This is a genomic window from Paractinoplanes atraurantiacus (genome assembly GCF_900215205.1).
In the GTDB taxonomy this organism is placed as follows: domain Bacteria; phylum Actinomycetota; class Actinomycetes; order Mycobacteriales; family Micromonosporaceae; genus Actinoplanes; species Actinoplanes atraurantiacus.
The window spans coordinates 188,546-203,106 of the sequence record NZ_OBDY01000006.1 but is presented as its reverse complement, the minus strand read 5'-3'; the positions used below and the strand labels follow the sequence as shown (position 1 = coordinate 203,106).

At 68.6% G+C, this 14,561-nt stretch carries 11 protein-coding genes; 2 read left to right on the top strand and 9 right to left on the bottom strand.

Annotation, left to right across the window (positions count from 1 at the left end; all coding sequences use genetic code 11):
• Positions 1-85 precede the first annotated feature (85 nt).
• A complete protein-coding gene (locus tag CRP55_RS16810; RefSeq protein ID WP_097320999.1) occupies positions 86-1,543 on the top strand; it encodes an aldehyde dehydrogenase family protein in 1,458 nt (485 codons plus the stop codon).
• A 1,237-nt stretch (positions 1,544-2,780) separates the two neighbouring features.
• Here the strand turns inward: CRP55_RS16810 and CRP55_RS16805 are convergent.
• The 8 genes from CRP55_RS16805 to CRP55_RS16770 all read right to left on the bottom strand — a co-directional run bounded on the left by CRP55_RS16805 (position 2,781) and on the right by CRP55_RS16770 (position 12,133).
• Positions 2,781-3,290: a TetR/AcrR family transcriptional regulator gene (locus CRP55_RS16805; protein ID WP_218854554.1), complete on the bottom strand. Its 510-nt coding sequence runs from the start codon at positions 3,288-3,290 to the stop codon at positions 2,781-2,783.
• Between the two features lie 264 nt (positions 3,291-3,554).
• Entirely contained in the window at positions 3,555-4,397 is an 843-nt protein-coding gene (locus CRP55_RS16800; RefSeq protein ID WP_097320997.1) for an ABC transporter permease, read from the bottom strand.
• Entirely contained in the window at positions 4,394-5,260 is an 867-nt protein-coding gene (locus CRP55_RS16795; RefSeq protein WP_097320996.1) for an ABC transporter permease, read from the bottom strand. Before CRP55_RS16795 ends, CRP55_RS16800 begins: the two co-directional genes overlap by 4 nt.
• Position 5,261: 1 nt before the next feature.
• Positions 5,262-6,506 carry a polyamine ABC transporter substrate-binding protein gene (locus tag CRP55_RS16790; RefSeq protein WP_097320995.1) on the bottom strand — a complete coding sequence of 415 codons (1,245 nt, stop codon included), beginning with the start codon at positions 6,504-6,506 and terminating at the stop codon, positions 5,262-5,264.
• Position 6,507: 1 nt separating this feature from the next.
• Positions 6,508-7,665: an ABC transporter ATP-binding protein gene (locus tag CRP55_RS16785; RefSeq protein ID WP_097320994.1), complete on the bottom strand. Its 1,158-nt coding sequence runs from the start codon at positions 7,663-7,665 to the stop codon at positions 6,508-6,510.
• A 48-nt stretch (positions 7,666-7,713) separates the two neighbouring features.
• Positions 7,714-9,150 carry a gamma-aminobutyraldehyde dehydrogenase gene (locus CRP55_RS16780; RefSeq protein ID WP_245923063.1) on the bottom strand — a complete coding sequence of 479 codons (1,437 nt, stop codon included), beginning with the start codon at positions 9,148-9,150 and terminating at the stop codon, positions 7,714-7,716.
• A 161-nt stretch (positions 9,151-9,311) separates the two neighbouring features.
• The gene (locus CRP55_RS16775; protein ID WP_097320992.1) at positions 9,312-10,649 is read right to left on the bottom strand and encodes an aspartate aminotransferase family protein; all 1,338 of its coding nucleotides are present in this window, start codon (positions 10,647-10,649) and stop codon (positions 9,312-9,314) included.
• Positions 10,646-12,133 carry a CoA-acylating methylmalonate-semialdehyde dehydrogenase gene (locus CRP55_RS16770; RefSeq protein WP_097320991.1) on the bottom strand — a complete coding sequence of 496 codons (1,488 nt, stop codon included), beginning with the start codon at positions 12,131-12,133 and terminating at the stop codon, positions 10,646-10,648. Before CRP55_RS16770 ends, CRP55_RS16775 begins: the two co-directional genes overlap by 4 nt.
• Here CRP55_RS16770 and CRP55_RS55650 point away from each other — a divergent pair.
• Positions 12,132-13,505: an aminotransferase class I/II-fold pyridoxal phosphate-dependent enzyme gene (locus CRP55_RS55650; protein WP_342751546.1), complete on the top strand. Its 1,374-nt coding sequence runs from the start codon at positions 12,132-12,134 to the stop codon at positions 13,503-13,505. The two genes, CRP55_RS16770 and CRP55_RS55650, sit on opposite strands and share 2 nt — an antisense overlap.
• An 82-nt stretch (positions 13,506-13,587) precedes the next feature.
• Here the strand turns inward: CRP55_RS55650 and CRP55_RS16760 are convergent, their stop codons facing one another.
• Positions 13,588-14,484, bottom strand: a complete 897-nt coding sequence (locus tag CRP55_RS16760; RefSeq protein ID WP_097320989.1) for an SDR family NAD(P)-dependent oxidoreductase — start codon at positions 14,482-14,484, stop codon at positions 13,588-13,590.
• Positions 14,485-14,561 lie beyond the last annotated feature (77 nt).

The window sequence follows — 14,561 nt, the reverse complement described above, 5'->3', positions numbered from 1 at the left end:
AAGGCCTGGATCATTTCACTGATTCCGCAGCGAACGGAAGCCCTGACAACTATTTCCGTGTTACATCTCTGGGTACGCTGCGCCCGTGATCCCCTTCTACGTCGCCGGTCGCCCGGCCACCAGCAGCGATGTCCTGACGGTCCGCAATCCCGGCTCCGGCGCGGTGGTCGGCTCGACGTCCTACGCCACTCCGGCCCAGATCGAGGAGGCGGTCGCGGCCGCGGCGGCTTTCGCGGGCTTTCCCTCGGGCGGCTCCTCCTCGGCCGGCTCCTCCTCGGCCGGCTTCCCCTCGCCTCCTTCTCTTTCGGCTGCCGATCGGGCCGCCGCCCTCGACGCGATCAGCCGGCAACTGGCTGCCCGCGCGGACGAGATCGCCGCCCTGATCACCGCCGAGAACGGCAAGCCGGGCAAATGGGCTCGGGGCGAGGTGAACCGGGCGGTCTCGACGTTCCGCTGGGCCGCCGAGGAGGCCAGGCGTTTCTCGGGCGACCTGCAGCGCCTGGACACCGATCCGGCGGCGAAAGGGCGGATTGCGCTCGTACGCCGTGTGCCGCGCGGCCCGGTGCTCGGCATCGCCCCGTTCAACTTCCCGCTGAACCTGGTCGCCCACAAGGTCGCGCCGGCCCTGGCGGTGGGCACCCCGATCATCGTGAAGCCGGCCCCGGCGACCCCGCTGACGGCCCTGCTCCTCGGCGAGATCATGGCCGGCCTGGACTTGCCGCCCGGCATGTTCTCGGTGCTGCCGGTGCCGAACGAGCGGATGCCGGACCTGGTCGCCGACCCGCGCCTGCCGGTGGTGTCGTTCACCGGAAGCGGCCCGGTCGGCGCTGCGATCCAGGCCGCGGTCCCGCACAAGCACGTGACCCTGGAGCTGGGCGGAAACGCGGCCGCCCTGGTCGCCTCGGACTGGGACGACCTGAACTTCGCGGCCCAGCGGATCGCGACCTTCGGCAACTATCAGGCCGGGCAGAGTTGCATCGCGGTGCAGCGGGTGTTCGTACACGCCCGGCACATGTCGGCATTCACGCCGTCGCTGGTGGCTGCGGTGCAGGCCCTGGACGTGACGGCCGACGTCGGCCCGGTGATCGACTCCAGGGCGGCGGACCGCATCGAGGAGTGGATCGCCGAGGCGGTGACGAAGGGCGGCCGCATCCTGACCGGCGGAACCCGCTCGGGCACGACCATCACCCCGACAGTCCTGACGGACGTGCCGCCGGACGCGAGGGTGTGCGCGGAGGAGGTCTTCGGCCCGGTCCTGGTCCTCACGTCTGTCGACTCCGACGAAGAAGGCCTGTCAGCGATCAACGCTTCGGCGTACGGCTTGCAGGCGGGCGTCTTCACCCGCCGCCTGGACCTGGCGTTCGCCGCCCACCGCCGCCTGGAGGTGGGCGGCGTCATCATCGGCGACGTGCCCAGCTTCCGGGCCGACCAGATGCCGTACGGCGGCGTGAAGGGCAGCGGGTCGGGGCGTGAAGGGGTGGCCAGCGCCATGGAGGACTACACCGAGCCGCGGGTCATGGTCCTTACCGGGGTGGACCTCTGAGCCATCGACAGATGGCCGGGGTGTTGCGCTCGCTGGCCGGCGGGCTGGGCCCCGCTTCCCACGGAAGGTGGGCGCGGGGTCATGCCCGGCCGCCCGGGTCACGCTGGCCGGCGGGCTGAGCATCGCTTTCCACGGAAGATGGACGCGGAGTCATGCCCGGCCGCCCGCGTCGCGCTGAGCATCGCTTCCCTCGGGAGGTGGGCGCGGGGTCATGCCCGGGGGCCCGCGTCGCGCTGGCCGGCGGGCTGAACTCGATACGCGCTGAAGTGGCCGTATTCTCACGGCCGCTTCCCCACTCCCTTCTTTTCTTACAGTGCGAACCACCTCGCCGAATCAGCATATCGGGCAGAGAGCTGCAATAGCGGGTGCGGCGATATGCTCATCGAAGTTTGGCACGATCAACAATCGCTTCCCGATAGCCTTCCCAGCTGCCCAGCGGGATAATTGGTCATGCGATACCAACAGCTTGGATTCTTCTCTCGTAAGCAAATGTCCGCGATGACGGATCGCACCCTTTCGCCCAAGTGGTCGCCCGAGCACGATGCGGACCGTCGCGAGCTCGACCGGTGCCGCAAGTGGGGTCTCGCGCAACGTCATGGCTTCAAGCTTTTCCGATTACGCATCGAGGAGCGCGACCGCCAGGCGTCACAGCGGACAGAGTTGCGAACAACAGCGCAACGGGAGCCGCTGCCGGCAGCGCGGGAGGAGACACAGGGCAAGGCTGCACAAGTGACGGCTTCCAGTGAGGTGCAGGGATCTACGCCCAGAGAGGTGCGGGAGCCAGCCACCAGTGCGGTGCAAGGTTCTACGACCAGGAAGCCGGCTTCCAGCGAAGTGCGAGTTTCGGCTCCCATTGCGGTGCGAGGGTTGGCGCCGAGGGTGGCGCGTGCCATCGCCGTCATGGTGTGGGGATTCAAGGCTGCGCGCGGTTACGGCGATTCAGCTGGGCGACTGCGGTTGGGGGCGCATGAGGGGCCTTGTGACGAAGTTGCGGTGCGTCACCTGGTCCTCCAGCCGATCAGCCGAATGGAAAGTGTGAGGACTGGCTGCGGCGCGATGCCGGAAATCCGGCCGCGTGCGCGTGATTTTGGGGAATTTCGGCAATGGAATCCTCCGGCAGAATGCCGGGGCGTGAGAGCTGTTACGCGGGCGTCAGTGAAATTCGGGATTCGTGAAAGAAAGTGGGTCGCGAGAAAAGGCTCGACATATGTCCGGTTGCGCGGAAGTCGGCCGGTGCTTACACGGGCTGGACCCGTAGGCCCTCGACGATCAGTTGCAGGAGTCGCTCCCGCTCTTCCAATTCGGGGGCCGCTTCTGAAGTCCAGGCGACGGCGTTTACCAGAGCGAAAAGCTCCGACGCCGTGAGGTCCGGGCGGATTTTGCCGGACTTCTGGGCGCCGGCCAGCAGCTCTCCCCCGGCGGCGCGCATGGCGTCGCAGGAGGAGTAGAGCGGGGAGTTCTCGTCGGCCAAGGTGGTCATGATCGAGGCGGGGAGGCCCTGATAGGCGCCGGCGCCGTAAGCGAACTCGATCAGCCAGGTCTCCAGTGCCTTGCCCGGGTCGTGCTGTTCGGCCAGGGCGGCGGCGCGCAGCGTCAAGTGGTCGAAGCGGCGGCGCATCAACTGGTCGAGCAAAGCGTCTCGTGACGGGAAATGGCGGTAGAGGGTGCCGAGGCCCACCTCGGCGCGCCGTGCCACGTCGCGCAGGGAGGCCTGGGTGCCCTGCTCGCGTACCACCACACGGGCCACGTCGATGATTCGCTCCCGATTGCGCCGCGCATCCGCTCGAAGCTCGCCCACAACGGGAGCTTAGCCGGGACTTTCGCTGGCCTATATCCGAAGAGTCGGAAATGTGCGCGAGGCGGCTAGGGGTGAGTGCGCTGGAAGATGGCTGGACCGCCGGAGCGAGGCGCAGGCCGAAGGGGGCGGGTGAAGGAGGGCTGGATTGCGGAAGAAGCCAGCACAGGCCGAGAACGGCGGGCTGAGGGGCGGGGCTGAGCCCCGCCCCGAGGGTCAGTCGGTTTTGGTGGTTCGGCGGGAGCGGATGTTTGTCACGACGGCGAAGAGGACGCCGGTGGCGAAGATCAAGGTGCCCATGACGTTGACCTGGGGTGGGATGCCTACCCGGGTGGCGCCCCAGATGAACAAGGGGAACGTCTCCGTGGTGCCGGCGGTGAAGTTGGTGACGATGAAGTCGTCGATCGACAAGGCGAAGGCCAGCAGGACGCCGGAGAAGACGGCGGGCAGGATGATCGGGAAGGTGATCTTCCAGAAGGTCACCCACGGGGTGGCGCCCAGGTCGGCCGCGGCCTCCTCCACCGAGCGGTCCAGGGTCATCACCCGGGCCCTGACCACCGTGGCCACGAAGGAGATGGAGAACATCACGTGGGCGATGGTGATCGTGACGGCGCCCAGGCCCACCTGCAACGAGGCGAAGAGGGTCAGCAGGGAGGCGCCCATGATCAGTTCGGGGCTGGAGATGGTGGCGAACATGATCAGGTTGAGGGAGCCGGCGCCCCGGAACCGGTAGCGGCCCAGGGCGTAGCCGATGCCGGTGCCCAGGGCGCCGGCCAGCAGGCTGCTCACGATCGCGATCAGGATCGACGTGACCAGGGCCTGGGTGAGGTTCGAGAGCTCGAACAGCTTCCCGTACCACTTGAACGTGAAGCCCACCCACTCCTGGTTGTAGCGGCCGGGAGTGTCGTTGAAGCCGAACGCGATCATGACCGCGATGGGGAGGACGAGCCAGGCGATGATCAGCCAGACGTAGCCGTGCATGAAGCCGGCGCCCGTGATGCGCCGCCGCGGTTTCAAAGAAGGAGCCTGGGTGGGCCGGTCGAGAGTCTGGGTCGTCATCGCGCGGCCACCTTCATGACGTCCTCGGTGCCGAGCATGCGGGCGTACAGGAAGACGCCGATCAGCAGCACCGCCATCAGCACGAACGAGAGCGCCGAGGCCGTCGGATAGTCGGAGTTGACCAGGTACTGGGCCTGGATGACCTGGCCGATCATGGTGGTGCCGGCGCTGCCGAGCACCGCCGAGTTGACGTAGTCCGAGCTGGCCGGCACGAACGTCATGAGCACGCCCGCGAAGACGCCGGGCAGGGCCAGCGGGAAGATCACCTTGCGGAACGTGACGGCCGGGTTGGCGTACAGGTCACGCGCCGCCTCGACCACGCGCGGGTCGATGCGCTCGAGCGCCACGTAGATCGGCAGCACCATGAACGGCAGGAAGTTGTAGACCAGGCCGCCGATCACCGCGTACGACGTGCCCAGAATGTGGAACGAGTCGCCGACCAGGCCGATGGAGCGAAGTGGACTGACCACCGGGCCCTCGTCGGCCAGGATCTGCCCCCACGAGATCGTCCGCAGGACGAACGACACGAAGAACGGCAGGAGCAGCAGGAAGAGGTACGTCGACTTGCGCTTGCCGCCGTGGAAGGCGATCCAGTACGCCACCGGGAAGGCCAGCGCGATCAGGATGATCGTCGCGACCGCGCCGTAGATCAGCGAGCGGACGATCTGCGTCTGGTAGGACGAGATCGCGTCCACATAGGTCTGCCAGTGCCCGGTGAAGCGGTAGCCGTTCACGATGTCGCCCTCCTGCAGGGAGAGCGACAACATCGTGATCATCGGTACCGCGAAGAAAATCAACAGCCAGATGCCGCCGGGAAGAACCAGCAGATAGGGCGCGAGCTGCCGTTTTACGCGGTTTTTCATGTCATCCCAGCACGATAGGTTCGAAGGTCTTCTGGAACTTCTGCTGCTCGGAGATCGTCTCGAACGCCACGTAGTAGTGCAGCTTGCTGTACTCGGCAGCGGTCGGGAAGACGAGCTTGCTGTTGGCCACGGCCAGCGCCGCGTCCTTGTCCTCGCCGGTCAGCTTGCCGGCGTCGGTGCGCATCTGGGCCTGGGCGCCCGGCACCGGGCACACGTAGTTGATGTAGTTGGCCAGCGACGCCGCGATCGGGACCTCGTAGAAGAAGTCCATCAGCATGAGGGCGTCGACCGGGTTCTCGGCCGTGACCGGGATGGTCATGTTGTCGGTCCAGATCGTGCCGCCCTCCTCGGGGATCACGAACCGGAAGTCGCTGCCGTCGGAGAGGTTCTTCTGGAAGATGTCGCCCGACCAGGCCTGGGTGATCCAGACGTCGCCGTTGCCGAGGGCCTCGACGTAGCTCTGGTCGTAGTACTTGCGGACGAGCGGCTTCTGCTCCTTCAGTTTGGCCGCCGCCTTCTCCCAGTCGTCGGCCGTGGACTTGCCCGGGTCGGCGCCGACCGCCAGCAGGCCGAAGTTGCCGAGCTCCTGGATGTCGGAGAACATTCCGATCTTGCCCTTGAAGGCCGGGTCCCACAGATCGGACAGCTTGGTGATGTCCCGCTTGGTCTTCGACCGGTCGTAGGCGATGCCGGTCATGCCGGAGGCCCACGGGATGCTGTACTGGTTGCCCGGGTCGAACGCCTCCTTCTTGTACGAGTCGGCGGCGTTCTTCGTGTAGTTCGGCAGTTTCGCCAGGTCGAGCGGCGCCAGGAAGCCCGAGTCGCGGAACTGCGTGAACTGGAAGCTGTTGGTGATGACCATCAGGTCGTAGCCGATGGACTGGCCGGCCGAGAGCTGCGGCTGCACCTTGGCGAACCAGGGGCCCATCTCCTGGATGACTTCCTGGTACTTCACCGTGATGCCGGTCTTCTGGGTGAACTGCTTCAGCTCGGGCTGCTTCGGGTCCATGTAGAGCGGCCAGCCGGCGAAACGCATGTTGCCGTTCTTGACCTTGCCGTTCCAGTACTGCGCGATGGCGTCGGGGGCGGCGCTCGCCGTCGACGTGCCCTTACCCTGCACGCCGCAGGCGGCCAGGGCGGCGCCCGAGGCGGCCAGACCGGAGAGCTTCAGCGCGTCACGACGCCCGAACCGCCGCTGGGTCAGACCGCGGAGCAGGGAGGGGTCGGAAAAGTTCGGCGCGGACATATCAGACTCCGATCATGTATGAATGCTGGGGGGCCCAGGTCAGATAGACGCGGTCGCCGCGGTCGGCAAGATCGTCGGCGTTGGAGGCATTTTGATCGAAGACAGTAAAGTCCGCACCGGCCGCTGTGGCTACGGTGTAATTCGTTGAGGTTCCGTGATAAACAACCTCGGTCACTGTGCCCGACAGCACACTGCCGCCGGTCGCCGTCACGGGCGGGACGCCACGGTGTAGGTCGATCTTCTCGGGCCGGATCGACACCTCGACCTTGTCGCCCGAGCGCACCGCATCCTCCACCGGCACGACCACGCGATCCTGAGCCGTGTACGAGAGCAGCCCCAGCCCGCCCTCCACGCGCTCGACGCGGCCGTCGACGATGTTCGAGGTGCCGATGAAGCCGGCCACGAACCGGCTGGCCGGCTTCTCGTAGATCTCCCGCGGCGAGCCGAGCTGCTCGATCACGCCGGCGTTCATGACCGCGATGCGGTCCGACATGGTCAGTGCCTCGCCCTGGTCGTGGGTGACGTAGACGAAGGTGATGCCGACCTCGCGCTGGATGCGCTTGAGCTCGATCTGCATCTGCTGGCGCAGCTTGAGGTCGAGCGCGCCCAGCGGCTCGTCCAGCAGCAGCGCCCGCGGCCGGTTGACCAGGGCCCGGGCCAGCGCCACGCGCTGCTGCTGGCCGCCGGACATCTCCCGCGGCGAGCGCTTCTCCATGCCGGTCAGCGACACGATCTCGAGGATCTCGCCGACCCGGCGCTTGATCTCGTCCTTGCCGGTCTTCTTCCGTTCCAGACCGAAAGCCACATTCTGGTACGTGTTCAGGTGCGGGAAGAGCGCATAGGACTGGAACACCATGTTGACGTCGCGCTTGTTGGCCGAGACATGGGTGACGTCCTTGCCGTCGAGGAACACCGTGCCGGCCGTCGGCTCCTCGAAGCCGGCGATCATGCGCATCGTCGTGGTCTTGCCGCAGCCCGACGGGCCCAGCAGCGAGAAGAACTCTCCCTGGGCGATGGCGAGGTCGGTCCGCTTGACCGCGGGCACGGTCTCGCCGTGCGACAGATAGTTCTTGAGCACGCCGGCGAACTCGATCGCCGGCGTGCCGGCCGCGGGCGCTGTCGTCCGGGGACGGGCCACGCTGTGCTGGGGGGTGGTCATGGCGTTCCTCTTCGCGGTGGGGTGGGCGGGCGGTGCCGGTGGAAAGTGTCAGCCCAGATAGCTCATGACGTGCTTGATTCGGGTGTACTCCTCGAACCCGTACATCGATAGGTCTTTGCCGTAGCCCGAATGCCCGAAGCCGCCGTGCGGCATCTCGGAGACGAAGGGCAGATGGGTGTTGATCCAGACGGCGCCGAAGTCGAGACGCCGTGAGACCCGCATGGCGCGGCCGTGGTTCTGCGTCCAGACGCTTGCGCTCAGGCCGAACCGAACGTCGTTCGCCCAGCGGACGGCGTTGTCCTCGTCGTCGAACTCCTGAACCGTGATGACCGGGCCGAAAACCTCGTCCTGGATCATCTCATCACGCTGCCTCAGTCCAGACACGACGGTCGGCTCGAGGAAGTAGCCGCGGTCGCCGATCCGCTTGCCGCCGGCCACGATCGCGGCGTGCTCGGGCGTACGGTCGAGGAAGCCCTGGACCCGGGCCAGCTGGCTCGCGTTGTTGACCGGGCCGAAGAAGGCGTCGGTGTCGGACGGGGCGCCGACCTTGGTGTCGCGCGCGGCCTGGGCCAGCGCGGCGGTGAAGTCGCTCGCGATCCGCCCGTGAACGAGCACGCGGGTGGCGGCCGTGCAGTCCTGGCCGGCGTTGAAGTAGCCGGCGCCGGCGATGGCGGCCGCGGTCGACTCGATGTCGGCGTCGTCGAAGACGATGACCGGGGCCTTGCCGCCCAGCTCGAGGTGGGCCCGTTTGAGGTCGGCCGCGGCCGAGACCGCGACCTCCATGCCGGCCCGGGTCGAGCCGGTGATCGAGACCAGCTGCGGGGCCGGGTGGGCGACCACGGCGCGGCCGGTGTCACGGTCGCCGCAGACCACGTTCAGCACGCCCGGCGGCAGGAACTCGGCCGCGATCTCGGCCAGCAGCAACGTGCTGACCGGGGTGGTGTCGGACGGCTTGAGCACCACCGCGTTGCCGGCCGCGATGGCCGGCGCGAACTTCCACACGGCCATGACCATCGGATAGTTCCACGGGGTGATCTGCGCGCACACGCCGATCGGCTCGCGCCGGACGTACGACGTGTGGTCGCGCAGATACTCCCCCGCGGACTTGCCTTCGAGGTTGCGTGCCGCGCCCGCGAAGAAGCGCAGCTCGTCGACCATCGGGCCGACCTCCTCCTGCCGGGTGGCCTCGACCGGCTTGCCGGTGTTGCGGCACTCGGCGGCGATCAGCTCGTCCGCCCGCGCCTCCACGGCGTCGGCGATCTTCAGCAGCGCCCGCTGCCGCTCGGCCGGGGTGGCGTCCCGCCAGACCTCGAACCCCTTGCCGGCCGCGGCCATGGCCGCGTCGACGTCGTGGGACGAGGAGACCGGAGCGAGCGCGTACGCCTCCCCGGTGCTGGGATCGATCACCTGGGAGGTGACCCCGTCAACGTTGCCGGTGTGGGTCCCACCGACGAAGTTGCGCAGAACGGGCAGAGCGGCACTCACTGAATAAGACCTCCGAGGAAGGCGCTGTGACAGCTCCCACACGAATCGACGTGAGGGACCTTGACACATGCGACGGACCGAAGACAAGGGAATCCGAAGTAATTTCCAAACCTGAAACGGAATCCGGCGTTCAGCACCGGCTCCAGATACGCAATCCGGGGTTAGCCTGTGCAATACCTGTCGGCCACCGAGAGCGCCTCATCCAGGATCGCGAGGCCTTCCCGAACCTCGTCAGCGGTCACCGTGCACGGCGGCGCGACGTGCACGCGGTTGAAGTGGGTGAAGGGCCAGAGCCCCCGCTCCTTGCAGGCCGCGGCCAGCTCGTTCATCGGGGCGGCGGCCGCGCCGGTGGCGTTGAACGGCACCAGCGGCTCCCGGGTCTCCCGGTCCCGGACGAGCTCGATCGCCCAGAAGACGCCCAGGCCACGCACCTCGCCGACACTCGGGTGCTTCGCGGCCAGGGCGGCCAGCCCGGGCGCGATCACGTCGTCGCCGATGGCGCGGGCGTGCTCGACGATCCCCTCCTCCTTGAAGATCTCGATCGAGGCGACCGCGGAGGCGCAGGCGAGCGGGTGGCCCGAATAGGTCAGTCCGCCCGGGAACGGGCGCTCGCGGAACGTCTCGGCGATCTCGTCCGAGATGACCACGCCACCCAGCGGCAGATAGCCCGAGTTGACGCCCTTGGCGAAGGTGATCAGGTCGGGCGTGACACCCCAGCGGTCGACGGCGAACCACTCACCGCAGCGGCCGAAGCCGGCCATGACCTCGTCGGCGATGAAGACGATGCCGAACTCGTCGCACAGCGCCCGCACGCCGGCCAGATATCCGGGCGGCGGCACGAGGATGCCGTTGGTGCCGACCACGGTCTCGATGAGCACGGCGGCGATGGTCGACGCGCCCTCGAAGACGATCGTGTCGCGCAGGTGAGCGAGCGCCCTCTCCGTTTCCTGCGCGGCGTCAACCGAATAGAACGGCGAGCGGTAGGGATACGGGCCCCAGAAGTGCACGACCCCGATGGCGGTGGGCTCGTTCGCCCAGCGCCGCGGGTCGCCGGTCGCGGTGATCGCGGTCGACGTGGAACCGTGGTAGCTGCGGTACATCGACAGCACCTTGTGCCGGCCGGTGTGGCCACGGGCCAGGCGCACGGCGTTCTCGTTGGCCTCGGCGCCGCCGTTGGTGAAGAACACCTTGTTGAGCGGTCCCGGCGCGAGCTCGCTGATCAGCCGGGCCGCCTCGCCGCGCTTGTCGTTGGCGAAGGCGGGCTGGATCGTGCAGAGCTTCGCCGCCTGCTCCTGGATCGCCGCCACCAGACGAGGGTGCTGGTGTCCGATGTTGACATTCACCAGCTGCGACGAGAAGTCCAGATATTTGGTGTTTTCGTAGTCCCAGAAATAGGAACCGAGCGCGCCCGCGACGGGCATCGGGTTGATGAGCCCCTGCGCGGACCAGGAGTGGAAGACGTGGGCGCGGTCGTCCGCGCGTACGGAATCGGCGGTCATCGGTTCGTCGGGAAGCCGAGGTCGATGGAGGACGTGCCCGGGTCGGGCCAGCGGGACGTCACCACCTTGGAGCGGGTGAAGAAGTGGATGCCGTCCGGGCCGTACATGTGGGTGTCCCCGAAGAGCGAGGCCTTCCAGCCGCCGAACGAGTAGTAGGCGACCGGCACCGGGATCGGCACGTTGACGCCGACCATGCCCGCGTTCACGTCGAACTGGAACTGCCGCGCCGCGCCACCGTCGCGCGTGAAGATGGCGGTGCCATTGCCGTACTCGTTGTTATTGATCAATTCAACGGCTTCGGCGTACGTCTTCGAGCGCACCACACACAGCACCGGCCCGAAGATCTCGTCGGTGTAGACCTCCATGTCGGGCGTGACGTTGTCGAGCAGCGTGACGCCGAGGAAGTAGCCCTCGCCCGGCACCTCGGCCTCGCGGCCGTCGGCGATCACCTTCGCACCCGCCTCGACGCCGCGGGTCACGTAACCGGCCACCCTGTCCCGGTGCTGGGCGCTGATCAGCGGGCCCATCTGCGACTCGGGGTCGGTGCCGGCGCCGATCTTCAGTTTGGGCAGCCGGGCCGCGATCGCGTCGACCAGCGGGTCGGCCGCGTCGCCGACCGCGACCACCACGGAAACGGCCATGCAGCGCTCGCCGGCCGAGCCGTAGGCGGCATTGACCGCGGCGTCGGCGGCCGCGTCGATCTCGGCGTCCGGCAGCACGATCATGTGGTTCTTGGCGCCGCCCAGGGCCTGCACGCGCTTGCCGTGGCTGGTGCCGGTCTCGTAGATGTACTTGGCGATCGGGGTCGAGCCGACGAAGCTGACGGCGGCGATGTCCGGGTGCGTCAGCAGGGCGTTCACCGCTTCCGCGTCGCCGTTGACGACGGTGAAGACGCCGTCCGGCAGGCCGGCCTCCTTCCACAACTTGGCCAGGAAGAGCGCGGCCGACGGGTCCTTCTCGCTGGGCTTGAGCACGAAGGCGTTGCCGGCCGCGATGGCGGTGGTGCACATCCACAGCGGCACCATGGCCGGGAAGTTGAACGGGGTGATGCCGGCGACCACGCCGAGCGGCTGGCGGATCGAGTAGACGTCGACGCCGGTGGCCGCCTGCTCCGAGAAGGAGCCCTTCAGCAGGTGCGGGATGCCGGTGGCGAACTCGGCGTTCTCCAGGCCGCGGGCGACCTCGCCGGCGGCGTCGGAGAGGACCTTGCCGTGCTCGCTCGTGATGATCGCGGCGAGGTCGCCCGAGTGCGCGGCGAGCAGCTCGCGGAACTTGAACAGCACCGCCGAGCGCTTCGACAGGGAGGCCGAGCGCCAGTCCCGGGCCGCCTGTTTGGCGACCGCGACGGCGTCCGCGACCTCGGCGGCCGAGGCGAGGTCGACCTCGCCGGTCTGCTCGCCGGTGGCGGGGTTGAAGACGGGGCCGACCCGGCCGGACGTGCCGGCCCGTTCGGCGCCACCGATCCAGTGCGCGATACGAATCATGAGCGGAGATTACGTAACACCTCTGGACCGAACAATGGCCGAATCGTACTGTCACAAAGTGCTTGATGAGGTGAAACATCGCTTGGTCGATGTCTCGGCACGGGGCTTGGCCGAAGCGATCGGACGCGCCGTGGGTGACGGGGCTTTGACCCCAGGGGCCAGGCTTCCTCCCGTACGCAAGGTCGCCGTCGCCCTTCAGATGTCGCCGACGACCGTCAGCGCAGCCTGGCAGCTCCTGCGCCGGTCCGGAACCATCCGGACCGACGGACGTCGCGGCACCATCGTCGCCGAAGACCGGCTCAGCGGGCCCGGCCGCTACCGGGCGGCGCTGCGCGGGCGCTCCGGATTCCCGCTGGATCTCTCCACCGGCGTACCCGATGCGTCGCTTCTGCCGTTGTTGCCGCCTCTGGCGGGCCTCTCCCCCGCGCCAACCAGCTACCTCGACGAGCCGGTCCTGCCGGCGCTGGCGGCTCTGCTCCGCCAGAGCTGGCCCTACCCGCCCGAGCGCCTGGCGATCTTCGACGGCGCCATGGACGCGATCGACCACGTGGCGTCGGCCCTGCTGCGCCTCGGCGACCGCGCGGTCGTCGAGAACCCGTGCTTCCCGCCCCTGCTCGACCTGCTCGAGGCCCTGGGGGTCCAGGTCATCGGGGCCGGCACCGATGAGCAGGGCATGCGCCCGGACGAGCTCTCCGCGGCCCTCGCCCACCGGCCCACCGCCGTCTTCCTGCAACCGCGCGCCCACAACCCCACAGGTGCGTCGTGGTCCGGCTCGCGGGCCGCCTCCCTCGCCGCGGTGCTTGCGCAGACCCCTCAGGTGTACGCCGTGGAGGACGACTCCGCCGGAGAGGTGTCCTCGGCGGAGCTCTTCTCGCTCGGATCGCACCTGCCGCGCCAGACGATCCACGTGCGCAGCTTCTCGAAGTCGCACGGCCCCGACCTGCGCCTGGCCGCCGTGGGCGCACCCGCCGCCGTGCTCGACCCGATCCTGGAGCGGCGCCTGCTCGGCCAGGGCTGGACCAGCCGCCTGCTGCAACACCTGCTGCTGGCCCTGCTCACCGACCCGGCCTCGATCGCGGCGGTGGAACACGCCCGCACGACGTACGCGGCCCGCCGCCGCGCCGTCGCCTCGGCCCTGTCCCTGCCGCCGGGCGACGGCCTGAACCTGTGGCTGCCGGTGGCCGACGAGCAGGCCGCCCTGATCTCGCTGGCCAGCGCCGGCATCGCCGCGGCGGCCGGCGCCGCCTTCACGGTCGGCCCCGGCTCACCCCACCTGCGCGTGACCGTCGGCCTGATCGCCGCCGACCACGCTGCCGTCGCCGCCCGCCTGGCCGAGGCCGCCCGCGCCCCGGCCCAGGCGGTGCCGCGTTAGACCACAAGCTCGGCCCGCTCCCCCAGGCGGCCGGGAGCGTCAGAGCGCCTTCTCCGCAAGCTCCTACAGGCGGCCGGCAGCGTCAGAGCGCCTTCTCCGCGAGCTCCCACAAGCGGTCGGCCGCGGCCGGGTCGAGTGACCACGGGGCCACGCCGCCGGGTGCGTCCGGGCCGCCCGGGACGTGCTCGGCCTCCTGGCAGTAGATGAAATACCGCCCGGTGACCTCCTTCGGCAGCGGGTAGGCGGCCAGCAGGACATTGGTGGCCGCCGCCTGCTCGGGGGTGGAGAAATAGTCGGGCAGTACGGCGTTCTCGCCGGCCATCCCGAAAGCGCGCAGCGTGTCCTCGTCGAGGTGGCGCTGGAGGTTCGTCGCCACGTAGCCCGGGTCGGCGGTGTTGGCGAGGACCCCGTCGGCCGCCCAGCGCCGGGCGAGGGCCACCGAGAACAGGCTCCCGGCCACCTTCGAGTTGCGGTAGGCCTTCCACGGGTCGTAGGGCTGCCTCTGGAACTGCGGGTCTTCGAAGTCGAAGGCGCCCTTGACCTGGATGCCCGAGCTCACCACGACGACGCGCGACTCCCCCGCCGCGCGCAGGTTGGCGTGCAGGCCGGTCACCAGCGCGAAGTGCCCGAGGAAGTTGGTGGCGAGCTGAAGCTCCCACCCGTTGCTCGCGGTCTCGCGGGTGGGCAGGGCCATGACGCCGCCGTTGGCGACGATCCCGTGCAGCGGCCCGTCCCAGGCTTCGGTGAACGCCCGCACCGAGTCGAGGTCGCTCAGATCAAGCGCCCGGTCGTCCCCCGAAGGCCGCCGAGTCGCCACGGTGACCTCGGCCCCGGCCTTGATCAGCGCCCGGCTGGTCGCCAGCCCGATCCCCGACGCGCCACCGGTCACGATGTACCGGCGTCCCGTGAGGTCGATCCCCTTCAGCACCTCGCCCGCGGTGGTCTGACCATCGAACGGCGTAACAAACGGTTCAGTCATGCCCACCACTACGCGAGCAATCACCCGAAATTCACCCCTGTGACCGGTGCCGCATCACCCGAAAGGGTGTCAAGAGA